This is a genomic window from Actinoallomurus purpureus (genome assembly GCF_024055795.1).
GTDB classification, from domain to species: domain Bacteria; phylum Actinomycetota; class Actinomycetes; order Streptosporangiales; family Streptosporangiaceae; genus Actinoallomurus; species Actinoallomurus purpureus.
Window position 1 is genome coordinate 79,213 of the sequence record NZ_JAMXMY010000021.1, and the last position, 25,409, is coordinate 104,621.

At 71.3% G+C, this 25,409-nt stretch carries 23 protein-coding genes; 13 read left to right on the forward strand and 10 right to left on the reverse strand.

What is annotated here, in order from left to right; genetic code table 11:
- Window positions 1–288: 288 nt before the first annotated feature.
- Window positions 289–2,397 carry a glycogen debranching protein GlgX gene (gene glgX / locus NE236_RS32235; protein WP_252845989.1) on the forward strand — a complete coding sequence of 703 codons (2,109 nt, stop codon included), beginning with the start codon at window positions 289–291 and terminating at the stop codon, window positions 2,395–2,397.
- A gap of 52 nt (window positions 2,398–2,449) precedes the next feature.
- On the opposite strand, the gene NE236_RS32240 is transcribed toward glgX, so the two are convergent.
- Window positions 2,450–2,860: a hypothetical protein gene (locus NE236_RS32240; RefSeq protein ID WP_252845990.1), complete on the reverse strand. Its 411-nt coding sequence runs from the start codon at window positions 2,858–2,860 to the stop codon at window positions 2,450–2,452.
- Between the two features lie 97 nt (window positions 2,861–2,957).
- On the opposite strand from NE236_RS32240, the gene NE236_RS32245 reads away from it, so the two are divergent.
- From NE236_RS32245 to NE236_RS32255, 3 genes are all read left to right on the forward strand, one after another.
- Window positions 2,958–3,677 (forward strand): pyrimidine reductase family protein, encoded by a 720-nt coding sequence (locus NE236_RS32245; RefSeq protein ID WP_252845991.1) that lies wholly within the window; start codon window positions 2,958–2,960, stop codon window positions 3,675–3,677.
- Between the two features lie 84 nt (window positions 3,678–3,761).
- A complete protein-coding gene (locus tag NE236_RS32250) occupies window positions 3,762–4,823 on the forward strand; it encodes an ATP-dependent DNA ligase (protein WP_252845992.1) in 1,062 nt (353 codons plus the stop codon).
- Window positions 4,824–4,943: 120 nt separating this feature from the next.
- Window positions 4,944–6,380 carry an aldehyde dehydrogenase family protein gene (locus NE236_RS32255; RefSeq protein WP_252845993.1) on the forward strand — a complete coding sequence of 479 codons (1,437 nt, stop codon included), beginning with the start codon at window positions 4,944–4,946 and terminating at the stop codon, window positions 6,378–6,380.
- Window positions 6,381–6,435: 55 nt separating this feature from the next.
- Here the strand turns inward: NE236_RS32255 and NE236_RS32260 are convergent, their stop codons facing one another.
- Both NE236_RS32260 and ligD read right to left on the reverse strand, forming a co-directional pair.
- Entirely contained in the window at window positions 6,436–7,032 is a 597-nt protein-coding gene (locus NE236_RS32260) for a TetR/AcrR family transcriptional regulator (protein ID WP_252845994.1), read from the reverse strand.
- 274 nt (window positions 7,033–7,306) lie between these two features.
- On the reverse strand, window positions 7,307–8,356 hold the full coding sequence (ligD, locus tag NE236_RS32265) for a non-homologous end-joining DNA ligase (protein ID WP_252845995.1): 1,050 nt from the start codon (window positions 8,354–8,356) through the stop codon (window positions 7,307–7,309).
- 155 nt (window positions 8,357–8,511) lie between these two features.
- Between ligD and msrB the strand changes: the two genes are divergently transcribed.
- Complete coding sequence (gene msrB / locus NE236_RS32270; RefSeq protein WP_252845996.1) at window positions 8,512–8,913, forward strand: peptide-methionine (R)-S-oxide reductase MsrB; 402 nt, start codon at window positions 8,512–8,514, stop codon at window positions 8,911–8,913.
- A 37-nt stretch (window positions 8,914–8,950) separates the two neighbouring features.
- Here msrB and NE236_RS32275 read toward each other — a convergent pair whose 3' ends face one another.
- The 4 genes from NE236_RS32275 to hemE all read right to left on the reverse strand — a co-directional run bounded on the left by NE236_RS32275 (window position 8,951) and on the right by hemE (window position 13,237).
- On the reverse strand, window positions 8,951–9,517 hold the full coding sequence (locus NE236_RS32275) for a hypothetical protein (protein WP_252845997.1): 567 nt from the start codon (window positions 9,515–9,517) through the stop codon (window positions 8,951–8,953).
- 190 nt (window positions 9,518–9,707) lie between these two features.
- Window positions 9,708–10,349 carry a hydrogen peroxide-dependent heme synthase gene (gene hemQ / locus NE236_RS32280; protein ID WP_252846088.1) on the reverse strand — a complete coding sequence of 214 codons (642 nt, stop codon included), beginning with the start codon at window positions 10,347–10,349 and terminating at the stop codon, window positions 9,708–9,710.
- A gap of 101 nt (window positions 10,350–10,450) precedes the next feature.
- Window positions 10,451–11,917 carry a protoporphyrinogen oxidase gene (gene hemG / locus NE236_RS32285; RefSeq protein ID WP_252845998.1) on the reverse strand — a complete coding sequence of 489 codons (1,467 nt, stop codon included), beginning with the start codon at window positions 11,915–11,917 and terminating at the stop codon, window positions 10,451–10,453.
- 249 nt (window positions 11,918–12,166) lie between these two features.
- On the reverse strand, window positions 12,167–13,237 hold the full coding sequence (hemE, locus tag NE236_RS32290) for a uroporphyrinogen decarboxylase (protein WP_252845999.1): 1,071 nt from the start codon (window positions 13,235–13,237) through the stop codon (window positions 12,167–12,169).
- Window positions 13,238–13,552: 315 nt separating this feature from the next.
- On the opposite strand from hemE, the gene NE236_RS32295 reads away from it, so the two are divergent.
- The 4 genes from NE236_RS32295 to NE236_RS32310 all read left to right on the forward strand — a co-directional run bounded on the left by NE236_RS32295 (window position 13,553) and on the right by NE236_RS32310 (window position 16,103).
- On the forward strand, window positions 13,553–13,729 hold the full coding sequence (locus NE236_RS32295; protein WP_252846000.1) for a hypothetical protein: 177 nt from the start codon (window positions 13,553–13,555) through the stop codon (window positions 13,727–13,729).
- A gap of 67 nt (window positions 13,730–13,796) precedes the next feature.
- Window positions 13,797–14,375, forward strand: coding sequence for a DUF3000 domain-containing protein (locus tag NE236_RS32300; RefSeq protein WP_252846001.1), 579 nt, complete (start codon window positions 13,797–13,799; stop codon window positions 14,373–14,375).
- A gap of 23 nt (window positions 14,376–14,398) precedes the next feature.
- Window positions 14,399–15,622: an HRDC domain-containing protein gene (locus NE236_RS32305; RefSeq protein WP_252846089.1), complete on the forward strand. Its 1,224-nt coding sequence runs from the start codon at window positions 14,399–14,401 to the stop codon at window positions 15,620–15,622.
- Between the two features lie 10 nt (window positions 15,623–15,632).
- Window positions 15,633–16,103: a GNAT family N-acetyltransferase gene (locus tag NE236_RS32310; RefSeq protein ID WP_252846002.1), complete on the forward strand. Its 471-nt coding sequence runs from the start codon at window positions 15,633–15,635 to the stop codon at window positions 16,101–16,103.
- A gap of 155 nt (window positions 16,104–16,258) precedes the next feature.
- Here NE236_RS32310 and NE236_RS32315 read toward each other — a convergent pair whose 3' ends face one another.
- Complete coding sequence (locus NE236_RS32315) at window positions 16,259–17,077, reverse strand: polysaccharide deacetylase family protein (protein WP_252846003.1); 819 nt, start codon at window positions 17,075–17,077, stop codon at window positions 16,259–16,261.
- A gap of 218 nt (window positions 17,078–17,295) precedes the next feature.
- Between NE236_RS32315 and efeU the strand changes: the two genes are divergently transcribed.
- From efeU to NE236_RS32335, 4 genes are all read left to right on the forward strand, one after another.
- Window positions 17,296–18,153, forward strand: a complete 858-nt coding sequence (gene efeU / locus NE236_RS32320; protein WP_252846004.1) for an iron uptake transporter permease EfeU — start codon at window positions 17,296–17,298, stop codon at window positions 18,151–18,153.
- A 177-nt stretch (window positions 18,154–18,330) separates the two neighbouring features.
- Window positions 18,331–19,545 (forward strand): FAD-dependent monooxygenase, encoded by a 1,215-nt coding sequence (locus NE236_RS32325; RefSeq protein ID WP_252846090.1) that lies wholly within the window; start codon window positions 18,331–18,333, stop codon window positions 19,543–19,545.
- A 113-nt stretch (window positions 19,546–19,658) separates the two neighbouring features.
- Window positions 19,659–20,861: a thiolase family protein gene (locus NE236_RS32330; protein WP_252846005.1), complete on the forward strand. Its 1,203-nt coding sequence runs from the start codon at window positions 19,659–19,661 to the stop codon at window positions 20,859–20,861.
- Window positions 20,858–22,948, forward strand: a complete 2,091-nt coding sequence (locus NE236_RS32335) for a 3-hydroxyacyl-CoA dehydrogenase NAD-binding domain-containing protein (RefSeq protein WP_252846006.1) — start codon at window positions 20,858–20,860, stop codon at window positions 22,946–22,948. Before NE236_RS32330 ends, NE236_RS32335 begins: the two co-directional genes overlap by 4 nt.
- A 57-nt stretch (window positions 22,949–23,005) precedes the next feature.
- Here NE236_RS32335 and NE236_RS32340 read toward each other — a convergent pair whose 3' ends face one another.
- Both NE236_RS32340 and NE236_RS32345 read right to left on the reverse strand, forming a co-directional pair.
- Window positions 23,006–23,827, reverse strand: a complete 822-nt coding sequence (locus tag NE236_RS32340) for a glycoside hydrolase family 16 protein (protein WP_252846007.1) — start codon at window positions 23,825–23,827, stop codon at window positions 23,006–23,008.
- A 191-nt stretch (window positions 23,828–24,018) separates the two neighbouring features.
- Entirely contained in the window at window positions 24,019–25,374 is a 1,356-nt protein-coding gene (locus NE236_RS32345) for an FAD-dependent oxidoreductase (protein WP_308209180.1), read from the reverse strand.
- Window positions 25,375–25,409 lie beyond the last annotated feature (35 nt).

Below are 25,409 nucleotides of genomic sequence, written 5' to 3' on the forward strand. Positions count from 1 at the left end.
TCGTAAGCAGAGACCGTCGCGTTCGAGGGCGCGAAGCGTGCGCCCCGTGGCACGTCGGCGGGCGCTTCACCGCCGCCGCCGTCTGATCACGCCCCGCGCGGCCGGCCCGGAAACGCGCCGCCGCCTGCCGTGCGGCACGGTTTCGGCGTCCTGGCACTGAGCGTTCACATCTGCACATAGAGTGCATGCTCGGCATCGATTCCCCGTTGCTCCCGGCCGCGCCGTTCGCGTATCCGCCCGGGTACCGCGACAATCGATGGGTCTTGCCCATGGACACCGAGGAGAGCGATGCAGGAGGTCTGGCCCGGCACCCCTTACCCCCTGGGTGCCACCTGGGACGGCACCGGCACGAACTTCGCCCTGTTCTCGGAGGTGGCACGGCGGGTCGAGCTGTGCCTGTTCGACGAGGACGGCACCGAGACGCGCCACGCCCTGCCCGAGGTGGACGGCTTCGTCTGGCACGGCTATCTCCCCGGAGTCGGCCCCGGCCAGAGGTACGGCTACCGCGTCCATGGACCGTACGACCCGGCGCAGGGTGACCGGTGCAACCCCGCCAAGCTGCTGCTGGATCCGTACGGCAAGGCCGTCGACGGCGACGTGCGATGGCATGAGTCACTGTTCTCCTACCGGTTCGCGGCTCCCGCGGAGCTCAACACCGAGGACAGCGCCCCGTACATGCCGAAGAACGTGGTGATCAACCCGTTCTTCGACTGGGGCGACGACCGCCCGCCGCGGACGCCGTACCACGAGACGGTGATCTACGAAGCGCACGTGAAGGGCCTCACGCGGCTGCATCCGGCGATCCCGGAGGGTCAGCGCGGCACCTACGCCGGGCTGGCCCACCCGGCGATGATCGATCACCTCATCGAGCTCGGCGTCACGGCGATCGAGCTGATGCCGGTGCACCAGTTCGTCTCCGAGCACGGCCTGGTGGCGCGCGGCCTGACGAACTACTGGGGCTACAACACGATCGGGTTCCTCGCTCCGCACAACACCTATTCCTCGGCCGGCCAGCTCGGCGAGCAGGTCCTGGAGTTCAAGGCGATGGTGCGGGCCCTGCACGAGGCGGGCATCGAGGTGATCCTCGACGTGGTCTACAACCACACCGCCGAGGGCGACCATCTGGGTCCGACGCTCAGCTTCCGCGGGATCGACAACGCGGCCTACTACCGGCTCCGGGACACCGACAAGCGGTACAACCTCGACTACACCGGCTGCGGGAACAGCCTCAACGCCCGGCACCCGCACGCGCTTCAGCTGATGATGGACTCGCTGCGGTACTGGGTGACCGAGATGCACGTCGACGGGTTCCGGTTCGACCTCGCCTCGGCGCTGGCTCGGGAGTTCCACGACGTCGACCGGCTGTCGGCCTTCTTCGACCTGGTCCAGCAGGACCCGATCGTGTCCCAGGTCAAGCTCATCGCCGAGCCCTGGGACGTCGGCGAGGGCGGCTACCAGGTCGGCAACTTCCCGCCGCTGTGGACGGAGTGGAACGGCAAGTACCGCGACTCGGTGCGTGACTTCTGGCGCGGTGAGCCGGCGCTGCAGGAGTTCGCCTCGCGCCTGACCGGATCGAGCGACCTGTACGCCGACGACGGCCGCCGCCCGCTCGCCTCGATCAACTTCGTCACCTGTCACGACGGGTTCACGCTGCACGACCTCGTCTCATGCGACCGCAAGCACAACGAGGCCAACGGCGAGAACAACCGCGACGGCACCGACGACAACCGCTCCTGGAACCACGGCGTGGAGGGTGAGACGGACGACCCGGCGATCCGGTCGTTGCGCGCCCGCCAGCAGCGCAACCTCATCGCCACGCTGTTCCTGTCCCAGGGCGTGCCCATGCTGTCGCACGGTGACGAGCTGAACCGCACGCAGCACGGCAACAACAACGCCTACTGCCAGGACGACGAGCTCGCCTGGGTGTCCTGGGACACGGACGAGGACCTCGTCGACTTCGTCCGTACGGTCTCGGCGCTGCGCCGGGAGCACCCGGTCTTCCGGCGGCGGCGGTTCTTCCAGGGGCGTACGCACGGCGGCGAGCTGGACGGCCAGCGCGACATCGGCTGGCTGACGCCGTCGGGGACGGAGATGACCGAGGCGGACTGGAACATCGGTTACGCGAAGGCGGTCGCGGTGTACCTCAACGGGGACGCGATCACCGAGCCGGATCCGCGAGGACAGCGGGTCCGCGACGATACGTTCCTGCTGCTGCTCAACGCGCACTCCGACAGCATCGTGTTCCGCGTTCCCGACGAGCGCTTCGGCGAGCGATGGGACGTCGTCCTCGACACGGCGACCGCGAAACCCGCCGAACGCGAACCGGTCAAGGCGAACGACCGGCTGGAGGTCGCCGACCGGGCCCTGGTGCTGCTGCGCCGGGTCGTCCCGGCCTGACCGCGGGCGGCCGGGCCCGGGCGGCCGGGCGGGACCGGCTCGGCCATCAGGGTCAGCCGCGGCTGACCCTGATGGCGGTGAACAGGACCAGGACGAACGTCAGGATGGCGACCGTTCCGTGGGCGAGCACGCCGATCAGCGGGAACTCCTGCTCGGCGCCGCGCGCGTGCTTGCCGCCGCGGCCGGTGAGCCACCGCGTGAGCAGGATGAAGCCCAGCAGTGCCACGACCGCGAGCACGCCGAACGAGCTCCACGCGTAGGCGGTCTGCGCGGTCAGCAGGAACTCCACCCACGTCGCCAGCGCCACCAGGGCGAGGGCGGGATGGCCGAGGACGACGGTCACGGGGAACCGGGTGATCTTCGTGCCCTGCCGCCGCAACCCTCCATTGACGATGAAGAGGTAGGAGCCTGCGACGGCGGCCAGTATCCACATCACCAATGCGGCGATTCCCACGCCCTTCACCCCTCTTAACCGTCGTCTCACGATAAATGTCGCTCAACAACGATGCGAGAAGAACGCGATCCCATCACGAACCGACCGCTGTGCCACCCTGGGTGTCATGCGACGACTAGAACCATCCGGCCTCGCGGAGCTGGCGGAGGCGTACGCCTATCCGGAGACCACGCCCTGGCTGCGGGGGAACATGGTCGCCAGCGCGGACGGCGCCGCGACCTTCGAGGGCAAGGCCGGGGGCCTGGGCAGTGAGGCCGACCGGCGGCTGCTCTCCCTGCTCCGCGGGCTGGCCGACGTGGTCGTCGTGGGCGCGGCGACCGTCCGCGTCGAGGGATACGGCCCCGTCCACCCTCGCGAATGGTGGGGAGAGATCCGTACGGGCCGTGCGCCGGCGCCGCCGCTGGCCATCGTGTCGCGTTCGCTGGAGCTCGACTTCGACGCCCCGGTCTTCACCGAGGCGATCAGCCCCACGATCGTCATCACCTGCTCGTCGGTTCCGGACGATCGCCGCAGCGGCTGCGAGAAGCATGCCGACGTGATCGTCGCCGGCGAGGAGGCGGTCGACGTGGCCGCCGCGCTCGACGCGCTGGCCGAGCGCGGGTTCACCCGCCAGCTGACCGAGGGCGGCCCGCGGCTGCTCGCCCAGTTCGTCGCCGCCGGCCGGCTCGACGAGCTGTGCCTCACCGTGAGCCCGCAGATCATCGCGGGTGACGCGGCGCGTGTCGTCAACGGCCCGGGGCCGGCCTCGACCCCGTTGCGTCTCGGGCATGTCCTGGAAGAGGAGGACTTCCTGTTCCTCCGCTACACACGGAGACGCGAGGAGTGACAGGTCACGGCCACGGCGGAAGACCGTCGTAGCCGTGGTCTATAACGGGGGGATCGTCATCCGTCACCTGAGGGGGTGCAGGTCATGGAACTGCCCGTGAGCCCGCCGCTGGCGCCCATGCTGGCCAAGGCCGTCAAGGAGCTGCCGCGGGGAGATGTGCTCTACGAGCCGAAGTGGGACGGGTTCCGGGCGGTCGTGTTCCGGGACCGCGACGAGGTCGCGGTCCACGGCCGCAACGGCAAGCCGCTGGATCGCTACTTCCCCGAGCTGGTCGAGGGCTTCGGCCGCGAGCTGCCGGAGCGCTGCGTCATCGACGGGGAGATCGTCCTGCGGAAGGGGCACGTCCTCGACTTCGACGCGCTGCAGCAGCGCATCCACCCGGCCGCCTCGCGGATCAAGCTGCTGGCCGCCGAGACACCGGCGAGCTTCGTCGCCTTCGACCTGCTCGCGCTCGGCGACGAGTCCCTGATGGAGACGCCCTTCGGCGACCGGCGTGCCCGCCTCACCGAGGCGCTCGCCGGCGCGAAGGCACCCGTTCACGTGACGCCCGCCACCGACGCGTACGACGTGGCCCTGCGGTGGTTCGAGGAGTTCGAGGGCGCCGGCCTGGACGGTGTCGTCGTCAAGCCCCTGGCCGGCCCGTACGAACCGGACCGGCGGGCGATGTTCAAGGTCAAGCACGACCGCACCGCCGACTGCGTCGTCGCCGGGTTCCGCTGGCACAAGTCCGGCCCGATCGTGGGTTCCCTGCTGCTCGGGCTGTACGACGGAGACCGGCTCCAGCACGTGGGCGTCGCCGCGTCGTTCCCGATGACGCGCCGCAAGGAGCTGGTGGAGGAGCTGGAGCCCTACCGGGTCGCGGATCTCACCGGTCACCCGTGGGCCGGGTGGGCCGAGCAGACCGAGGCCACGGTGGACCGCATGCCCGGCGCGATCAGCCGGTGGACCGGCAAGAAGGACCTGTCGTGGGTGGCCCTGCGGCCGGAGCTGGTGTGCGAGGTGGCCTACGACCAGATGGAGGGCCGCCGGTTCCGGCATACCGCGCGGTTCCGGCGCTGGCGGACGGACCGCACGCCGGAGTCCTGCGGGTACGACCAGCTCGAGGTTCCGGTCGCGTACGACCTCGACGACATCCTCGGCGGCTGATCGGGTCCGGCGGGCGACGCACTTCTCTCCGCACCCCAACCAAGCGTACGCTTGGCGGGACGCAGGGTCGGTGGCCACGCGCGGAGGAGCACCTACCGCGCGCGGGGAGAAGGGATCACGATGCGGGAATTCTCGAACCTGATCGGCGGCGAACTGCGCGGGACCGATCGCATGCTCGACTCGGTCGACCCCGCGACCGGGAAGGTGTGGGCGAGGATTCCGCGCAGCACGGCCGATGACGCGGACGCGGCGGTCGCCGCCGCCCGCGCGGCGTTCCCCGCCTGGTCGGCGATGCCGGCGGCCGGCCGGGCGCACCTGCTCCGCAAGGTGGCCGGCGTCTTCGCCGCCAACGCGCGGGAGCTGGCCGAGATCGAGACCCGCGACAACGGCCGCATCATCACCGAGACCGCCAAGCGCGACGTGCCCGGCATGACGTACCTGTGGCACATGGCCGCCGCCGAGTGCGGCGCCGCCGTCGAGGGCAAGACCGTGATCCTCGGGCCGGGCAGCATGGGATTCACCCGGCGCGTCCCCTACGGCGTGGTCCTCGGGATCATCCCGTGGAACTCCCCCATCTCCACCTTCTCGGCGAAGGCGGCGTTCGCACTGGCCGCCGGCAACACCGTCGTCATCAAGCCCGCCGAACAGGCGACCGCGTCGACGCTGCGCCTGGGCGAGCTGCTGCGCGAGGTGCTCCCGCCCGGCGTGCTGAACATCGTCTCCGGGCTGGGCGAGGAGGCCGGCGACGCCCTGGTCCGCCATCCCGGCGTGAACCGGATCAGCCTCACCGGCTCCACCGAGACGGCCAGGATCATCACCCGGGCCAGCACGGACGCGCTCAAACCGCTGGCGTTCGAGCTCGGCGGCAAGTCCCCGAACATCGTGTTCGCCGACGCCGACCCGGACCGCGCCGCCCTCGGCGTGTCGACGCAGAGCGTCTTCACCGCCAACGCGGGCCAGGTGTGCGTGGCCGGCTCACGGATCCTCATCGAGCGACCGATCTTCGCCGAGATGATCGACCGGATCACCGCCATCGCCCGGGGCATCCGGCTCGGCGACCCGCTGTCCGAAGAGACGACGATGGGGCCGATCGTCTCCCAGGAGCAGTTCCAGCGCGTCACGGGCTACCTGGAGATCGGCGCCAAGGAGGGCGCGGAGCTGGTGTTCGGCGGGCGCTCCGGCGGCGAGATCGTGGATGAGGCGTACGCCGGCGGCTACTGGGTCGAGCCGACGCTGTTCACGGCCGAGGACAACGCGCTGCGCGTCTGCCAGGAGGAGATCTTCGGCCCGGTCGCCGTGGCGATTCCCTTCGACACCGAGGAGGAGGCGGTCGCGATCGCCAACGACTCGGCGTACGGCCTGGCGGCGGGCGTGTGGACGCGGGACCTGGGCCGCGCGCACCGCATGTGCCGAGACGTCGAGGCGGGCACGGTCTGGGTGAACACCTACCGGAAGATGCCGCCGGGCCTGCCGTTCGAGGGCCTCAAGGACAGCGGCTACGGCCACGACTCCGTGCTGGCCAACACCCGCGAAAAATCCTGCCTGATCGAGACCTGAGCCGACCGGCGTCCGGCCCCATGGCATATCGCCGCATTCGGGCTCACCGTCGACCTCAGGATGGCTGCGGCCGCTGTAGTCCCTGAAGGAGCAGTTCGACCAATCGGCGGGGGTCATAGCGGGGGTCGCTGTCACGTCCGACGCAGAGGTTGCCGATGCCGCGCATCAGTTCGTAGGCGTGCGTACCGGGCCTGATTTCGCCGGCGTTGACCGCGGCGTCGAGCAACTGCGCGCAGACGGGCACCAAGCGGTCGAGGAAGTAGGTGTGCAGCGCGTCGAAGCCGCTGCTGTCCGATTGCAGTGCGTTGGCGAGTCCGTGCTTCGTGACCAGGAAATCGACGAAGAGGTCGACCCACTGACGGAGCGCTGCCAGCGGAGAGTCGGCGCCGGCCAGCAAAGTCGGGCCCGCCTCGGCGCACGCCTCGACCTGGTGGCGGTAGACGGCGACGACGAGATCCGCCCGAGTCGGGAAGTGGCGGTAGATCGTTCCCATCCCGACGCCCGCTCTGGCCGCGATCTCACGGATCGGCGCATCGACGCCGGAGGTGACGAACACCGCAGCGGCGGCGGCGAGCAGCGTCTGCTGGTTGCGCAGCGCGTCGGCCCGCTTTCTTCGGGCCGGCACCTCCCCGGAGTGGCTTGTAGTGGGCACCACGCTCTCCTTCCGACGGCCGTTGACAAAGCGGAACGCTGCTCCGTACAGTAAGCGGAACAACGCTCCGCTCTGCCCTCAGCGTAGCCGCTACCCCGGGGATTCCGCTTGGCAGGCGGCGCGTGACGCGCTGACGGCCGGACCCGACCCGCTCGGACGGGTCGAATCCAAGTAGGCCCGAAGAGGCACCGCCTCTGTGGCGGACCAACAGCACGAGGTGGTCGCCCTCGTCGATGAGATCGTCGCCGCACGCAGCAGCCGCCGGGGACCACGGTCAGTCGTGGCGGGCCTTGCTGGGCTGGACGCGCTTGGGCTCGCCCTCCATTTTCGGGTAGTTGGGCGGGTAGGGCATGTCGCCGAGACCCCGCTCCCGCTCGTCGCGGTCGGCCCACTCCAGCAGCGTCTCCAGGGAGAACGCCCGCTCGTCGATCGACGCGTGGAGGTCGCCGACCTTGGCGAAGCGCTCCGGCATCGTCGCGATCGTGAAGTCCTCCGGCTCCACGTCGGGCATCTCCTCCCAGGTCAGCGGCGCCGACACCGGGGCGTGCGGCTTCGGGCGGACGCTGTAGGCGGAGGCGATGGTGCGGTCGCGGGCGTTCTGGTTGAAGTCGATGAAGACCTTCTCGCCGCGCTCCTCCTTCCACCAGTTGGTCGTCACGAGGTCGGGCATCCGGCGCTCGACCTCACGGCCGAAGGCCAGGGCGCAGCGGCGGACCTCGGTGAAGGTCCAGCGAGGCTCGATCCGCACGTAGACGTGGACGCCGCGGCCGCCGGAGGTCTTCGGGAAGCCGACGAAGCCCAGCTCGTCGAGGATCTCCCGGACGCCCTCCAGCGCGATCTTCTTCGCGTCGGTGAAGTCGGTGCCAGGCTGCGGGTCGATGTCGATGCGCAGCTCGTCGGGATGGTCGACGTCGTGGCGGCGGACCGGCCACGGATGGAACGTGACGGTGCCGAGGTTGGCGCACCAGGCCACGGTCGCGAGCTCGGTGGGGCAGATCTCGTCGGCGTAACGCCCGCTCGGGAAGGCGATCCGCGCCGTCTCGATCCACTCCGGAGCGTTCTTCGGAACGCGCTTCTGGTAGAAGGCGTCGCCCCGGTTGTCGGCGCGAGTGGCGATCTTCGCTCCCTCGAACACTCCGCCCGGCCAGCGCTCCAGCGTCGTCGGCCGGTCGCGCAGCGCGCGCAGGATGCCGTCGCCGACGGACAGGTAGTAGTTGACCAGGTCAAGCTTGGTCTCCCCGCGGGCCGGGAAGTAGACCTTGTCCGGGTTGGTGACCTTGACGACGCGATCCCCGACCTGGATCTCCACGAAAGGCGATGCCATAATCGCACCGTACAACCGCCCGGTGACAGATCACCGGTGACGTGCCACGCGCCCGTCCCCGTACGAACCGGGCGACGGCGGAGGTCGCGGTCGGCTCCAGGGCGCCCTCCCCGGCCGTCTGGAATGGTCATCTCCCCTCCCCGGTTATGCAGGACATGACGGTCATTCGCAAGAGCGACGAAGAGTGGAAGATTCAGCTGTCGCCCGAGGAGTTCCACGTCCTGCGGGAGGCGGGCACCGAGGCACCGTGGTCCGGGGAGTACGTCTCGACCAAGACGGAGGGCGTGTACCGCTGCCGCGCCTGCGGCACGGAGCTGTTCCGCTCGGACACGAAGTTCGACTCGCACTGCGGCTGGCCGAGCTTCTACCAGCCGACGGAGTCGGACGCGGTCACGCTGCTGCGCGACACCTCCCTCGGCATGGTGCGCATCGAGGTCCGCTGCGCCCGGTGCGACTCCCACCTCGGCCACGTGTTCGAGGGCGAGGGCTACCCCACCCCGACCGACCAGAGATTCTGTATCAACAGCGTCTCACTGAGCCTCGAACCGGCCGAGTGACCCAGGGGCCGGCCGGGCATCCGGGCTCCGTCGCACGCTACGGAACCCTGCCCAGGCGGCAGTCGTCCGCGGAGTCCATCTTGTTGGCGAGAACGGGATATCCGTCGCGCTCGCGGGCGTGCACGAAGACGACCGGGGCCCGGCTGCGGCTCTCCAGGTAGGCGGCACCGGTCCGGCACAGGGCGATGGCGGCCGGCGCGTTCGCGTCGGAGCCGGGCAGGTCCGTATAGACGCGGAGGATCGGCGCCGTCCAGATCGCCTCCCGGACGTGCGCGGCGGCCGGCCGCCCCCTGCTCCGGTAGTACGCCACGGCTGCCTCGTCACGGGCGTCGTTCCCGAGGTCCGGTACTCCGGGCGCCACGCTCGGGGCCGGGCTCGGGGCGACCGTGGCGGGCCGCACGACCTGGACCACCGCCCGGCCCGGCCGCCGGGGCGGGGAGTCAGGCGTGAGCGCCACCACGGCGACCAGGGCGATACCGCCCACCCCGCCGAGGACGATGCACACCGGGCGCGCGGCCGAGCCCGGCAGCAGCCGGACGATCGTGCCGGGCCCATGGGCGGACGGCCGCGCATGCCGGCCCCTCCGACGCCGCGATCGACTCACGCGTCGAATACTCCGCCGCGGCAAGGCACCGCACCCACCCGATGGGCAAGTCTTCGACCCCGCTTGACCCAGGGATGAGGGAGACCTCGAGCGGGGGGATCCCGCCGCTCACGCGGCGGCCGGCCCGGCCGACGGCGGAGGCACGCCCCCGCGCGTGGCCTCCATCGGCGCGGGCCTCACGGCACGCGGATCAGGGCAGGGCGGCGACGAGCTCGGAGACCGGCTTGCGGGCGCCGGTGTAGAACGGCACCTCCTCGCGAACGTGGCGCCGGGCCTCCGACCCGCGCAGGTGGCGCATGAGGTCGACGATGCGGTGCAGTTCGTCCCCCTCGAAGGCCAGAATCCACTCGTAGTCGCCGAGCGCGAACGAGGAGACCGTGTTGGCCCGTACGTCGGGGAAGCCGCGCGCCATCTTCCCGTGCTCGGCGAGCATCGCCCGCCGCTCCTCGTCGGGCAGCAGATACCAGTCGTACGACCGGACGAACGGATAGACGCAGACGTAGCCGCGTGCCTCCTCCTCGGCGAGGAAGGCCGGGACGTGGCTCTTGTTGAACTCCGCCGGCCGGTGCAGGGCCATCACCGACCACACCGGCTCGGAGGCGCGGCCGAGCGCCGTGCGGCGGAAGCGGTGGTAGATCTCCTGCAGGTCGTCGGAGGTCGGCGCGTGCCACCAGAACATGTAGTCGGCGTCGGCGCGCAGGCCGGCGACGTCGTACAGGCCGCGCGTCGTGACGTCCTTGGCCGCCGCCTGTTCGAGCAGGTCCTCGACCTCACGGGCGACCGCCGCGCGGTCGGCCTCGGCCAGGTCACGGGCCCGGAAGACCGACCACATGGTGTACCGGATCACCTCGTTGAGCTCGCGTGCCTTCGGTCGGCCCGTCTCTGCGCCACTCACGGTCGCACTCCTCTTCGCTGTTCCGGAGACGCTTGGGTTCACCCGGCCCGGCCACCCCGCTCGCCGACCGGCTCGTCGCTCCGATCCGATTCTCCCCGACCGTTCAGGTGTTCGAGCACCCGGGCCGCCGCCGTGCGGGCGGACAGGACGCACGCCGGAATGCCGACGCCGTCGTAGGCCGCACCGCACACCGCCACCCCGGGCAGCCCGGCGACCGCCGCGCGGATCCGCGCCACCCGCTCGAGGTGCCCGACGGTGTACTGCGGCAGACCGCCGCCCCACCGGCTGATCCGCGCGTCGATCGGAAGCTCGGTGACGCCGCTGGTGCGGGCCAGCTCCGTCATGGCCGCCGCCTTCAGCTCCTCGTCGGAACGCTGGAGCGCGTGCTCGTCGCCGTACCGGCCGATGGAACAGCGGGCGACCACCAGGCCGGGTGAGCCGTCGGTGAGGTGCGGCCACTTGGTGCTGCTGAACGTGACGGCCTTGACGTCCCGGGTCTCGACGGCGGGGACCAGGTATCCGCTGCGGCGCGGCCGTTCGGGGAACGCCGTGACCGCGTAGGCGAGCGTGACGATCGCCATGCTCGCGTACTCGACGCGGCCGAGCTCGGCGGCGGCCGCCGGTGACTCCTCCCTGAGGAGGCGTGCCGTGGGCCGGGCGGGCACCGCGATGACGACGGCGTCGACCTCGAGGGACTCCGGGTCGCGGGCGGGGCCGATGGTGAGCCGCCAGCCGCCGGGTGTACGGCTCAGCTCGCGGACCATCGCCTCGGTGCGGACGATGCCGCCGAGTTCGGTGACCTTCGCGGCCAGCGCGCCGGGCAGCGCGCCCATCCCGTCGGCGAGCGTGGTGAACACCGGTCCGGGGTTCGCGGGCGCCGCCTCGATCACGGAGCGGGCCGCGGCGATCAGGGACCGGTGGCTCCGGGAGGCGACGGCCAGCCCGCCCATCGTGGCCTCGAAGGACAGCTCTTCGACACGACCGGCGTACACCCCGCCGAGCAGCGGCTCCACCAGGCGGTCCACCACCTCCCGGCCGACGCGCGCACCGACGAAGTCGGCCACCGAGAGGTCCTCACCCCGCGGCGTCTCGGGGCGGACCAGGTCGAGCGGCACCCTGGCCAGGCCGCCGGGCGAGAGCACCTGGGAGCGGGCGAGGGCGACCAGGTCGGCGGGGACGCCCATGACCTGGCCGGCGGGCATCGGGTGAAGGGCTCCGCGGCTCCAGATGGCCGCCGACGTGGTGCCGGGGAACGCCAGCCGGTCGCCCAGCCCGAGCTCGCGCACGAGCTCCAGGCCCTCCGGGCGCCGGGCCAGCATCGCCTCGGCCCCCTCGTCCACGGAGACACCGGCGATCTCGCTCACCCTGAGCTTGCCCCCGACGTCCGCGGTGCCCTCCAGGAGGGTGACGCGGGCTCCGTTCTTCGCCAGCTCATGCGCCGCGGTCAGCCCGGCGACACCGCCACCGATGACGGCGACGTGCCCGCGATGTGACTGATCGGTCATGCCTCAACGATGGCAGACGTTCCGGGCGACCCGCGTTCGGGGTGACGGCACGTTTCGTGATCGCGGCGCGTCGGCATCGTGACGGGATCGCGACGACGCGCGGCGAACGGTTACGTGGGTCACAACATCCCTCTTACATGAGGGCTGGGCGTCGCCGCGCTGATCGGCCTGCCTACGGCCTGTGGCGGCGCCGGCGCCCGCGAGGGCCGGGACCGAGCGCCCAGGGTCGGTCTGGCCCCGGGCCGGAGGTCAGCGGGCCGAGGACTCCTCGTGCACGAGTTCGGTGAGACGGGCCAGGTTGTCGGGATCGGTGGTGGGCAGCACGCCGTGGCCGAGGTTGAAGACGTGCCCTTCGGCGGTACGGCCGCGAGCGAGTACGTCGCGGGTGCGCGCGGCGACGACGTCCCAAGGGGCGAACAGGATCGCCGGGTCGAGGTTGCCCTGCAGCGCCTTGCCGGGCCCGACGCGCAGGGCCGCCTCGTCGAGCGGCACGCGCCAGTCGACGCCGACGACGTCGGCACCGGCCTCGCCCATGAGTCCGAGGAGCTCGCCGGTCCCGACGCCGAAGTGGATGCGCGGCACGTCGTACGGCTCCAGCGCGGTGAAGATCTTGCGGCTGTGCGGCAGCACCGACGTCTGATAGTCCTCCGGGCCGACGCCACCCACCCACGAGTCGAACAGCTGGATGGCGCGCGCGCCCGCCTCGACCTGGATCTTCAGGTAGGTCGCGGCGATGTCGGCCAGCCGGTCGAGCAGCCGGGCCCACAGCTCGGGCTCGCCGTACATCATCGCCTTGGTCTTGTCGTGGGTCTTGGACGGGCCGCCCTCGATGAGGTACGACGCGAGCGTGAACGGGCCACCGGCGAACCCGATCAGCGGCGTGCCGCCGAGCTCGCCTGTGAGCGCGCCGACGGCCTCGGTCACGAAGGGAACGTCGCCGGGCTCCAGCGGACGCAGCCGGTCGACGTCGGCGGCGTCGCGGATCGGGTCGGCGATGACCGGGCCCACTCCGGGCTTGATGTCGAGGTCGATCCCGATCGCCTTGAGCGGCACGACGATGTCGCTGAAGAAGATCGCCGCGTCGACCGCGTAGCGGCGCACGGGCTGCATCGTGATCTCGACGATGAGGTCGGGCCGGGCGCACGCCTCGAGCATCGGGATGCCCGCCCGCGCCTCGCGGTACTCCGGCAGCGAGCGGCCCGCCTGGCGCATGAACCACACCGGGGTGTGCGGCACCGGCCGGCGGCGGCAGGCGAGCAGGAAGGCGCTCTCCTCGCGCGGCTCCGGCTCGGCCGTCGGCGGCACGCTGTCTTGCGGCATGACAGTGCTCTCCTGTCTGGCTTCCCGCGAAGCGTTCTGGGCTTGAGGCACGCTCTGGATCGTCCCACGAAACCACGCGACGCCACGCACCACCCCGCAGAGCCGCGCCCCGCCCCGTTGGAACGGTCCCGGAGCGGGTCTCCGGTCCCGTACCATGAGGTCCCGACGCGGTCTGGCGACACAGACCGCGCGGGGGCCGGGCCCTACGTCCGTTATGAGAATCTTCGGGACACGCCGAGCGATGTCCCGCGATGGCGCCGGGGCGCATGCGAACGTGTGAACGCTCCCCTTGCCGAATCGAGGGAGGTCACCGAGATGGCCCTCACACGTCATTGTTCCGCCTGTGGCGGCGAACGCCGCTTCGAGCAGCCGCCGTGCGCGGACGGCCACGGCGCGGACTGCCCCGAGTGGGCGTGCGTGGAATGCGGCATGGCGATCGTGATCGGCGACGCGCCCGAGACCCCTGTCACCGTCCGGTCCGAGGCAGCCTGAGGCTCTCTGTGCATATGCTTCCGTCAATTCCTTCCGAGGCGTGCCCGGTGAATCGGCCGTACGTCCGATGACCGCCCCGAGCGACCCCGCGCCCGGACCGTTCCAACGTGCGCTCGAGACGTTGCGCGCCGTGGTCGACGCCGAGCCCGCGCGGCCGGAGCTCCTGATCGAGGACATGCCCGCCCCGCAACGGCTGGCGCCGTACGCCGCGGCGATCATGGCGACGGTGTACCGGGAGGACGACACGGAGCTCGCCGTCGGCCGCCTGATCGTCCTGTACGACCCCGACGGGCAGCGCGGATGGGAGGGGGACTTCCGGCTGGTCGCCTACGTACGGGCCGAGCTGGAGCCGGAGATCGCGGCGGACCCGCTGATCGGCCCGGTCGGATGGAGCTGGCTGACCGAGGCGCTGGACGGGCACCGGGCGGGTTACAAGGCCGCGTCGGGCACGATCACCCGCGCGGTGTCGGAGAGCTTCGGCGACAAGGACGCCGATCCGGCGACGACCGAGCTGGAGCTTCGCGCCTCATGGTCACCGACAAGTGATGATATTGCTGGGCATATCACTGCATGGTGCGATGTTCTATGTCAGGCGGCCGGCTTGCCGCCCGCGGGAGTGACCTCACTGCCGAGTCCAGGAGCTTGAACACATACGGTAGGCGCGTGGAAGTGTCGGAAGCAGAAGTCGTACCCCTCCTCGAACCACGGGAGGGCATCCCTCCGGTCCTCGAGACGCCGGCGGCGCTCCAGGACGCCGTCGAACGCCTGGCCGCCGGGGAGGGCCCCGTGGCGGTGGACGCCGAGCGCGCGTCCGGTTACCGCTATGGCCAGCGGGCCTACCTGGTGCAGCTGCGCCGCCGGGGCGCCGGCACGTTCCTGATCGACCCGGTGCCGTGCTCCGACCTGTCCGCGCTGGACGCCGCCCTGGCCGACACCGAGATGGTGCTGCACGCCGCCAGCCAGGACCTGCCGTGCCTGGCCGAGCTCGGGCTGGTGCCGCGACGCCTGTTCGACACCGAGCTGGCCGGCCGGCTGCTCGGCTACCCCCGCGTCGGCCTGGGCACCATGGTCGAGACCGTTCTCGGCTTCACGCTGGAGAAGGGCCATTCCGCGGCCGACTGGTCCAGCCGGCCGCTGCCCGCCGACTGGCTCCGCTACGCCGCGCTCGACGTCGAGCTCCTGGTGGAGCTGCGCGACGCGCTGCACCGCGAGCTCGAGGAGGCGGGCAAGCTCGGGTGGGCGGACGAGGAGTTCGCCGCGATCCTCGCCACGCCCCCGAAGGAGCCCCGCCAGGACCCCTGGCGCCGCACCTCCGGCATCCACCGCCTGCGCAGCCGCCGCAGTCTCGCCGTCGTCCGCGAGCTGTGGACCGCCCGCGACCGGATCGCCCGTGACCGCGACCTGTCGCCCGGCCGCGTTCTGCCGGACGCCGCGATCGTCGAGGCGGCGCTCGAGCTCCCCCGCACTCCGGACGACCTGGCCGCGCTGTCGACGTTCCGCGGGCGCAACACCCGACGGCACGCTCCGGCCTGGTTCCGGGCCGTGCAGCGGGGCCGCACCCTCCCGGACACCTCCCTGCCTGAGCACAGCGTCCCCGGGGACGGGCCTCCGCCGGCCCACCGCTGGGCCGAACGCGACCCGGCGGCCGCCGAACGACTCAGCGCCCTGCGGGCCGTGGTCGCCGCCCTCGCCGACGAGCACACCCTGCCCACGGAGAACCTCCTTCAGCCCGACACCGTCCGGCGGCTCGCCTGGGACCCGCCGGAGCAGGTGACGCCCGAGTCGATCGGTGTCGTGATCACCGCCCTCGGCGCGCGGTCCTGGCAGGTCGAACTGACGGCCACGCCCATCGCCAAGGCGCTGTGCCGGCTGGCCGCCAAGCGCGAGGTCTGATCGGCGGGCCTTGAACTCCGATCAGATCGTCACCCGCCGTCTCGTCCTGCGGCGGCTGGAGCGCGGCCCCGCAGACGCCCTCGCCCGGGGCGACTTCTCCGGAATGGTCCTCGCCAATGGGTGGCCGACGGACGAGACCGCGATGTTCGCCCACCGGGCGGCCGCCGACCCCGAGGCCCTCACCTGGCTGGTCGAGCATCAGGGCTCGGTGATCGGGGAATGCGGGATCAAGTACGGGCCGGGTGCCGACGGGGCGGTCGAGATCGGCTATGGACTCGGTGGTCCCTGGCGGTCGCGGGGGTACGGCACGGAGGCGATCCGCGGGCTCCTCGAATGGCTCGGAGGGCCGGCGGCCTACCGGCGGGTGATCGCCGAGGTCCACGAGGGCAACGTCCCGTCCCGGCGGCTCCTGGAGCGGCTCGGGTTCTCCGTCGACGTTCTCGCGCCGCCTTACGTCTGGTACGCCCGCGTTCTTCGATAGACGCGCCCGCCGACCCGGACGAGCGGCGCACGGCGGCCTGAGTTCCCCTGGGGGTCGGAGCCGGCCGCCATGCCCGTCCGACATGCCCGTCCGACATGCCCGGCCTGTGCCGTCCGCGCGGCGACGGCGCGTCCGGCGGAACCGTTCGGCGCCGGTCAGAGCAGGACGAACGACAGCCCGCGGGCCTTGAGCTTCGGGAGGACCTGTCCCAGGGCCTTGATGGTCTCGGAGCGGTCGCCTCCGCCGTCATGGCACAGGAGGATGTCCCCGCCTTTGGCGGCCAGCATGCTTTTCTTGATGTGGCGGGTGCCCGGCCGGGACCAGTCACGCGGGTCGATGTCCCAGTCGATCGGCAGCATGCCGTGCCGGGCCGCCGAGCCGAACACCGCGCGCGACCACGCCCCGCCGGGCGAGCGGAAGAACTTCGGCACGACCCCGGTGGCGTCGCAGATGCGGTCGTGCGCCTCGGTGATCTCCCTGTCGACCTGCCGGGACGACATCGAGGCGATTCCCAGCGGGTGGTTCATCGTGTGGTTGCAGAGCTGGTGGCCCTCCGCGACGATCCGCTGCGCCAGCTTGGGGTACTGCTTCACCTGGATCCCGATGAGCGAGAACGTCGCCTTCACGTCGTGCTCGGCCAGCAGGTCGAGCATCTTCGGCGTCCACTCCGGCTGCGGCCCGTCGTCGATGGTCAGCGAGATCGCGTTGGGCGGCGCGTCCGGAAGGACGTCGTGGACCCTGTGGACGGCCTCCTTGCGGCGCGGCAGTGGCGTCGGCGACGGAGGAGCGGGCGTAGGGGTGGGTGTGGGCGACGGGGAGGTGTTCTGGGTCGGGATGACGGCACGGCCCCGCGCGAGAGGGTGCGGGGCCCCGGCCGACGCCCCCTTCACCCTGTCTCCGGCGAGGAGGAGGGCGGCGCTCGCGGCACCGAGGGCGAGCATCCGACGGCGAGTCATCACGTCCCGAAACTCCACGTGTCAAACGGTATGCCCTTACCGCGCTTCCGACGGACGTACGTGATCGGATCGAAACAGAGGAGCCGGTACCGGAAACGTGACTCATCCGACACGGTAAACGGGCTTTGAGTGACATTCCGGTCTTGCGTTCCCAGCCTCCCTCCCCCACACTCGGGTTAGGTTAGGTTAGGTTAGGTTGCCCTAACACCCCCGTTCGTTCGAAGGAGCGCGTCCCCTTGTTGCTCGGCAACTTCCTCATCGGCCTGCGCGAAGGGCTGGAAGCATCGCTGGTAGTCAGCATCCTTATCGCGTACCTGGTGAAGTCGGGCAACCGGCGGGCGCTCACTCCGGTCTGGGCCGGCATCGGCACGGCGATCGGAATCAGCGTGACGTTCTGCGTCCTGCTGAGCGTCGCCTCGGGCGAGATGCAGTTCAAGACCCAGGAGACCTTCGGCGGAACACTGTCGATCGTCGCGGTCGGCCTGGTGACGTGGATGGTCTTCTGGATGCGCCGGGCCGCACGGTTCATGAAGGCCGAGCTCGAGGGCAAGATCGAGGGGGCGCTGTCCCTGGGCACCGGCGCGCTGTTCGCCGTGGCGCTGCTGGCGGTCGGCCGGGAGGGCCTGGAGACGGCCCTCTTCCTGTGGACCAACATCAACGCCGCCCAGAGCAGCACCGAGCCGATCATCGGCGCGGTGCTCGGCCTGATCACCGCCGCCCTGCTGGGCTATCTCCTCTACCGCGGCGGACTGAAGCTCAACCTGAAGCGCTTCTTCACGATCACCGGCGTCGCGCTCATCGTCGTGGCCGCCGGCGTCTTCGGTTACGGCTTCCACGACCTGCAGGAGGCGGGAATCCTGCCCGGGCTGAAGTCGTACGCGTTCCAGCCGCACTCCTGGTTCCAGGGCATGGGCACCCCTGGTCAGTGGCTGCAGACCGCGCTTCAGGGCGTCTTCAACCTGACACCTCAGGTGACCACGGTCCAGGCGGTCATGTGGGTGCTCTACCTCGTGCCGGTCATGATCCTCTTCCTGCGCCCGGCCAAGCCGGCCGCTCCCAAGCCGCAGCGGCAGCCGGCGCCCGCCCGCGGCTGACCGCCCTCCGTCGATGGTCGCGCTTCTCTGACTCGGCCCCCTCTCCTGCACGCCCCCGGCCGTCCGGCCGGGGGCTTTCGCGCATCCGGGCGAAGATATCTCTTGACGCGAGAGATGCTCTAGGATCAAGATGCTCTCAAAGAGAGATAATGGTCTCGAACGGACGGGGGTCTCGTGATGCGTGTACTGATCGTGGGCGGTGGCGTGGCGGGCGCGGTGGCCGGAATCGCCGCGAAGAAGGCGGGCCTGGACCCGGTGATCTACGAGGCCTACGAGCACAGCTCCGGCCTGGCGCACGGCGTCTACCTGACCGTGGCGGTGAACGGCCTGGACGCGCTCCGGGCGGTCGACGCCGACAAGGTCGTCACCTCGGCCGGATTCCCGTCCAGCCACATGTGCTTCCTCAGCGGCACGGGCAAGCGGCTCGGCGCGATGCCCATCGGACCCGCCCTGGCCGACGGCACGGTCACCCACACCATCCGGCGCGCAGATCTGTACGACGGCCTGTACGAGGAGGCCGCACGCCGGGGAGTGCCGATCGAGCACGGCAAGCGCCTGGTCGGGGCCGAGACGGTCGGCGGGCGCGTGGTGGCGCACTTCGCCGACGGCGGCACCGCCGAGGGGGACCTCCTGGTCGGCGCCGACGGCGTGCACTCGGCCACCCGCTCCATCATCGATCCGGCCAACCCGGCCCCCCGCTACACCGGCCTGGGCAACACCGGCGCCTTCACCCGCGGCGCCGGCATCGACGCCGGCATCGACGCCGACCCGGGCGACTACATGATGATCTGGGGAAGGAACTGCTTCTTCGGCTACACCGTGAGCCCCGACGGCGAGATCTGGTGGTTCGCCAATCCGCCCCGGGCGACCGAGCGGTCGCGCGAGGAGCTGCGCGATCTGACGACCGAACGCCTCCGCGAGGAGCTCGTCGGCCTCCTGTCGGCGGACCGGACGCCGGGGGCGCGCATCGTCCGCGCCACGTCCGGGGACTTCCCGCTGACCAACCAGTACGACCTGCCGAACGTGCCCACGTGGCACGGCGACCGGATGGTCGTCATCGGCGACGCCGCCCACGCCGTCTCCCCCGCCTCGGGACAGGGCGCCTCCCTGGCGGCCGAGGACGCCGTCACGCTCGCCCGGTGCCTGCGCGACGTCCCGGACGTCCCCCGCGCGCTGGCGGCCTATGAGGCACTGCGACGCGAGCGCGTGGAGCGGGTGGTGGCCTGGGGATCCGGGATGAACAACACCAAGAAGCAGGGTCTGACCGGCCGCGTCCTCCGGGACGTGGCCCTCCCGCTCATCCTCCGGAACGCCGGCGGCCCCAAGGCGATGGCGAAGATGGCCTGGCTGTTCGAGCACCACATCGACTGGGAGGGACCGGTCTCGTTCTGACCTTCCCAAGGCCGGGGCGACCCCGGGTTACCCGCCAGTCGTTACTGACGAGTAACCTAAGGGTAGGAGTACCCAGGAGTGCTCCGCAGGCTCTGTCAGAAGGAGAACCGACCGTGCCCCGTACCGCACGTGACGTGGTCTTCGTCGACGGCGTTCGCACGCCGTTCGGCAAGGCGGGCCCCAAGGGGCTCTACGCCGAGACCCGCGCCGATGATCTCATCGTCAGGGTGATCCGCGAGTTGCGGAGGCGCAACCCCTCCCTACCTGCCGACCGCGTCGACGAGGTCGCGATCGCCGCGACCACCCAGACCGGCGACCAGGGCCTCACCATCGGCCGCTCGGCCGCCGTGCTCGCCGGGCTGCCCAAGAGCGTCCCCGGATACGCCATCGACCGGATGTGCGCCGGCGCGATGACCGCCGTCACGACCGTGGCCGGCGGCATCGCGTTCGGCGCGTACGACGTCGCCATCGCCGGTGGCGTCGAGCACATGGGCCGCCACCCGATGGGCGAGGGCGTCGACCCGAACCCGCGGTTCCTCGCCGAGAAGCTCGTCGACCCCTCGGCCCTGGTCATGGGGTCGACCGCGGAGAACCTGCACGACCGGTTCCCGCACATCACCCGCGAGCGCGCCGACGCGTACGCCCTGCGCAGCCAGCAGAAGGTCGCCGCCGCCTACGAGGCCGGCAGGATCCAGCCCGACCTCGTGCCGATGGCGATCCGCTCGCAGGAGAAGGGCTACGGCCTGGCGACCCGTGACGAGCCGCCGCGCCCCGAGACGACCCTGGAGGGGCTGGCCGGCCTGAAAACGCCGTTCCGGCCGCACGGCCACGTGACCGCGGGCAACGCCGCGGGCCTCAACGACGGCGCCACCGGCTGCATCGTCGCGGCCGAGGACGTCGCCGCCGAGTTGGGCCTGCCGGTCCGGATGCGGCTGGTCGACTACGCCTTCGCGGGCGTCGAGCCGGAGGTCATGGGCGTCGGCCCGGTGCCGGCCACCGAGAAGCTCCTGGCCCGCAACTCCCTGACGATGGACGGCATCGGCCTGATCGAGATCAACGAGGCGTTCGCCGTGCAGGTGATCGCCTTCCTCGACCACTTCAAGATCGCCGATGACGACGCGCGGGTGAACCCCTGGGGCGGCGCCATCGCGCTGGGCCACCCCCTCGCCTCGTCCGGCGTCCGGCTGATGATGCAGCTGGCCCGCCAGTTCGCCGAGCGGCCCGACGTCCGCTTCGGCCTGACGACCATGTGCGTCGGCATGGGCATGGGCGGGACGGTCCTGTGGGAGAACCCGAGCTTCGAGGGGGGCAAGTGAGCACTGTCGAGACCTGGCGTTCGCTGCTGGACGGCGACGGCCCGAGCCACGACGAGGTCGTGACGCACGCGCACGTACGCGACGTCGAGCTGCCGTACGGCGCGGGCACCATGGCGCTGATCACGCTCAACAACGGCTTCGACCACACCAAGCCGAACACCTTCGGCCCGCGCGGCCTGCTGGAGCTGAACGACGCCCTCGACCAGGTGGCGGCGCGCGACGACGTCGCGGCGGTCGGCGTCACCGGCAAGCCGTTCATCTTCGCGGTCGGCGCGGACCTGAAGGGCGTGTCGGCGCTGGCCGGCTCCGAGCAGGCCGCGCTCGTCGCGCGGCTGGGACACGACGTGTTCCGGCGGCTCGGCGAGCTGCCGGTGCCGTCGTTCGGGTTCGTCAACGGCGCCGCGATGGGGGGCGGCGTCGAGGTGGCGCTGCACTGCGCGTACCGGACGATCTCCTCCGGCGTGCCCGCGCTGGCCCTTCCCGAGTGCTTCCTGGGCCTGGTGCCCGGCTGGGGCGGGACATACCTGCTGCCCCGCCTGATCGGCGCGGAGAAGGCCCTCAAGGTCATCATCGAGAACCCCCTCAACCAGAACAAGATGCTGCGCGGGCCGCAGGCGTTCGAGCTGGGCATCGCGGACGCGATGTTCGAGCCGGCGGACTTCCTGGAAGAGTCGCTGCGCTGGGCCGCCCGCGTGCTGACCGGCGAGGTGACGGTCGAGCGCGCCGAGGTCGACACCGGCAAGGCCTGGGACGACGCCGTCGCGCAGGCCCGGTGGTTCGCCGAGGGCAAGCTGCACGGCGCCGCCCCGGCGCCGCTGCGGGCGCTGGACCTCGTGGCGGCGGCCAAGGACCGCACCCGCGACGAGGGCTTCGCCGCCGAGGACGACGCCCTCGCCGACCTGATCATGAGCCCGGAGCTGCAGGCCGGCCTGTACTCCTTCGACCTGGTGCAGAAGCGCGCCAAGCGGCCCGCCGGCGCGCCCGACAAGGCCCTCGCACGGCCGGTGACGAAGGTCGGCGTGGTCGGCGCCGGGCTGATGGCCGCACAGCTCGCCCTGCTGTTCGCGCGGCGGCTGAACGTCCCGGTCGTCCTGACCGACCTCGACCAGGAGCGCCTCGACAAGGGCGTGGGCCACGTCCACGGTGAGATCGACAAGCTGCTCGGCAAGGGCCGCGTCTCGGCTGACGAGGCGTCGCGGCTCAAGGGCCTGGTCTCGGGCTCGCTGACCAAGGACGCCTTCGCCGACGCCGACTTCGTGATCGAGGCCGTCTTCGAGGAGATGGGCGTCAAGCAGAAGGTCTTCGCCGAGGTCGAGGCGGTCGTCTCCCCCGAGTGCGTGCTGGCCACCAACACCTCGTCGCTGTCGGTGACCGAGATGGCGGCGAAGCTGAAGCACCCCGAGCGGGTCGTCGGCTTCCACTTCTTCAACCCGGTCGCGGTGCTGCCCCTCCTGGAGATCGTCCGGGGCGAGCGGACCGACGACGCCTCGCTGGCCACGGCGTTCGCCACCGGCAAGGCGCTGAAGAAGTCGTGCGTGCTGGTCAAGGACGCGCCGGCGTTCGTGGTCAACCGCATCCTGCTCCGGCTGCAGGCGGAGATCCTCAAGGCGGTGGAGGAGGGCACACCCATCGAGGCCGTCGAACGGTCGACCGGGCCGCTCGGCCTGCCGATGCCGCCGTTCGTGCTGATGGGCCTGGTCGGTCCGGCCATCGCGCTGCACGTCGGAGAGACGCTGCACGCGGCGTTCCCCGACCGGTTCCCGCTCTCGGAGGGCCTGGCCAAGCTCGTCGCGGCGGGCAAGCCCGGCGTCTACCGGCCCGACTTCACCCTCGACCCCGAGGCGGTCGCGCTGTTCGAGGGCGGCACGTCGCCGTCCAGCGAGGAACAGGTCCTGGCCCGGGCGCTCGACGCGCTCGCCCAGGAGATCAGGATCATGCTGGACGAGGGCGTCGTCGCGGCGCCCGAGGACATCGACCTGTGCCTGATCCTCGGTGCCGGCTGGCCGTTCCATCTCGGCGGGATCACGCCGTACCTCGACCGCACCGGCATCGCCGAGAAGGTCGGCGGAGCGCGCTTCCACTCCTGAGGTCCGATCGGCACAAGGGCGCCCCGGCACACCGTGCCAGGGCGCCCTTGGTTCTGCTCAGGCCTTGTACATCTTGATCCAGTCGACCTGCATGGTGGCGCCGGTGTGGGCCTTGCTGTCACCGGGGAACCAGTCGAGCTGGATCGTCGGCGCGAGCGTCCCGCGCGGGATCGCGGTGCTCTTGGTGCTGTGGAACCACCGCTTGCCGTCGAGGTACCCGTTCACCTGCGTGGACGTGACCTCCACCGCGAAGGTGTGCCACTTGGTCAGGTCGACCCTGACGTTCGACTGCAGCTGCTGGTTGTTCCCGTAGTGCAGGAAGAAGTTGGCGTTGTTGCGCGCGGGGGCCTTGATGACCTCCATGTAGTCGACCTCCGCGGGCTTGCTCTCCCCCCACAGCAGCAGGACGGGGTGGTAGCAGCCGCAGCCGCGGGTCGAGCGGACGCGGGTCTCCCAGCGGCCGTACTTCCGGATGCCCTTGTGCCAGGCGATGCCCTCGGACCAGCCGTTGGCCAGGCCGGTGATCGTGAGGACGCCGTTCTTGACCTTGGCCTGCTGCGGGCGCCGCTTGGTCTTCTCGCCGCCCGGCTTGTTCTTACCCGGGTCCTCGTACAGCTCCCAGTCCTTCTTGTTGACGGCCTTGCCGGAGAAGTTCTCCGTGCGGAGCGGCTTGCCCCACTTGTAGCCGGCGGCGGCGGTGCCGGCCTGCCCGGTGACGGTCGCGTCCGCGGCGGCTCCCGGTGCGCCGGCGGTGCTCGCATTACCGACCCGGGCGGCATTCGGGGACGAACCGCCGGTGACCGCGATACCGGTGACGACCGCTCCGACGGCGACGGCGGTCCCGGCCGCGCAGACGGCGAGACGACGAGAATGGCGCATGGGCAGACTCCTTCGGGGGGCGTACAGGACACGGCGAGGGCCGTACAGCCGCTCCCCCCGAAGCCGACGCAGATCTTACGGGCGGCCCCGGCGCGTGTCGGGGGTTTCGTGGAGAGTCGAACCCCTCGCGGACCAGGTTGGGGCCCCGGTCCCCATGCGGGGAGGGCCCGGAGTCCCGGTGCGCGGTGGAGTCAGGAGGGGCGGGAGCGGCAGGCCCGGCGGAGGGCGTCCCAGTCGGCGAGCTTGACCCGCTCGCCGCGGGCGAGCGTACGGGCCAGCGTGATCTCCTCGGCGTCGATACCGAGCCAGTCGTCGTACGTCACCGCGCGGACGTTCCGCGCCTCCAGCAGCGTCTCGATCGACGGATGATCGCGGACCCTGCCGTCCAGGTCGGCGAGCAGCGCGCGTACGGTCTCGGCGGCGTCGGCCTTGTTGGTGCCGATCACCCCGGTGGGACCCCGCTTGAGCCAGCCGGCGACGTACTCCCCCGGCCGCGGCCGGCCGTCCTCGCCGAGCACCCGCCCCGCGTCGTTCGGCACGACGGAGGCCCGCCGGTCGAACGGCACGCCCGGCAGGGGCACGCTCTGGTAGCCGACCGAACGCAGCACCATTCCGACCGGCAGGGTCACGTACGCGCCGGTGCCGACGACCCGGCCCTCGGCGTTCAGCGTCGTGTGCTCCAGGCGCAGGCCCTCGACGCGCTCGGTGCCGAGGATCTCCACAGGCCGCAGCCAGAACCGCAGGTCCAGCCGGCGCGGGCGGCCCTCGACCGGGCGCCCGGTCCACTCGCGCATCACCGCGACGTTGCCGCGCACGTGCCGGTCGGACTCCGCGAGCGCGGCGCTCGCCGGGTCGAGGTCCATGTCCGCGGGCAGGACGTGCACCTCGGTGTGCGGCAGCGCGCCCAGCTCGCGCAGCTCCTTGGTGGTGAACTTGGCCTGGGCGGGCCCCCGCCTGCCGATCATGTGGATGTGGCGCACCCCGCTGCCGCCGAGCAGGTCGAGCACCGCCTCGGGCACGTCCGTGGCGCGCAGCTCGTCGGCGGTCTTGGCGAGGATCCGGGCGACGTCCACGGCGACGTTGCCGACCCCGATCACCGCGACCTCCTCGGCGGACAGGTCGACGTCGAGCCCGGAGGCGTCGGGGTGGCCGCAGTACCAGTTGACGAAGTCGGTGGCGGCGACGCTGCCGGGCAGCTCCTCCCCCGGCACGCCGAGGTGCCGGTCGACCATGGCACCGGTGGCGTAGATCACCGCGTCGTAGCAGGCGAGCAGGTCGTCCCGCGTGACGTCGCCGCCGAACTCCACGCCACCGAGGAAGCGCACTCCGGGGTGCTCCAGCACCCGCTGGAGGTAGCGGCCGATGGATTTGATCGACGTGTGGTCCGGGGCGACGCCGTACCGTACGAGGCCGTACGGCGTCGGCAGCCGGTCGAAGACGTCGACCAGTACGTTCCCGTCCGCCTGCTTCATCAGGGCCTCGGCGGCGTAGATGCCCGCCGGCCCGGACCCGATGACCGCGACGCGGAGGGGATGTGTGTCCGCCACACCGTCATTGTGCGCACAAAGGGCGCGGGGACGTC

Bases quoted from the DNA above. Each gene is read 5' to 3' on its own strand.
- NE236_RS32245 (WP_252845991.1), top strand. From the start codon at position 2,958: ATGCGACGACTAGAACCATCCGGCCTCGCGGAGCTGGCGGAGGCGTAC.
- msrB (WP_252845996.1), top strand. From the start codon at position 8,512: ATGACGGTCATTCGCAAGAGCGACGAAGAGTGGAAGATTCAGCTGTCG.
- hemQ (WP_252846088.1), bottom strand. From the start codon at position 10,349: ATGTGGTCGGTCTTCCGGGCCCGTGACCTGGCCGAGGCCGACCGCGCG.
- NE236_RS32295 (WP_252846000.1), top strand. From the start codon at position 13,553: ATGGCCCTCACACGTCATTGTTCCGCCTGTGGCGGCGAACGCCGCTTC.
- NE236_RS32340 (WP_252846007.1), bottom strand. From the start codon at position 23,827: ATGCGCCATTCTCGTCGTCTCGCCGTCTGCGCGGCCGGGACCGCCGTC.
- ligD (WP_252845995.1), bottom strand. From the start codon at position 8,356: ATGGCATCGCCTTTCGTGGAGATCCAGGTCGGGGATCGCGTCGTCAAG.
- hemG (WP_252845998.1), bottom strand. From the start codon at position 11,917: ATGACCGATCAGTCACATCGCGGGCACGTCGCCGTCATCGGTGGCGGT.
- glgX (WP_252845989.1), top strand. From the start codon at position 289: ATGCAGGAGGTCTGGCCCGGCACCCCTTACCCCCTGGGTGCCACCTGG.
- NE236_RS32300 (WP_252846001.1), top strand. From the start codon at position 13,797: ATGACCGCCCCGAGCGACCCCGCGCCCGGACCGTTCCAACGTGCGCTC.
- hemE (WP_252845999.1), bottom strand. From the start codon at position 13,237: ATGCCGCAAGACAGCGTGCCGCCGACGGCCGAGCCGGAGCCGCGCGAG.
- NE236_RS32255 (WP_252845993.1), top strand. From the start codon at position 4,944: ATGCGGGAATTCTCGAACCTGATCGGCGGCGAACTGCGCGGGACCGAT.
- NE236_RS32325 (WP_252846090.1), top strand. From the start codon at position 18,331: ATGCGTGTACTGATCGTGGGCGGTGGCGTGGCGGGCGCGGTGGCCGGA.
- NE236_RS32250 (WP_252845992.1), top strand. From the start codon at position 3,762: ATGGAACTGCCCGTGAGCCCGCCGCTGGCGCCCATGCTGGCCAAGGCC.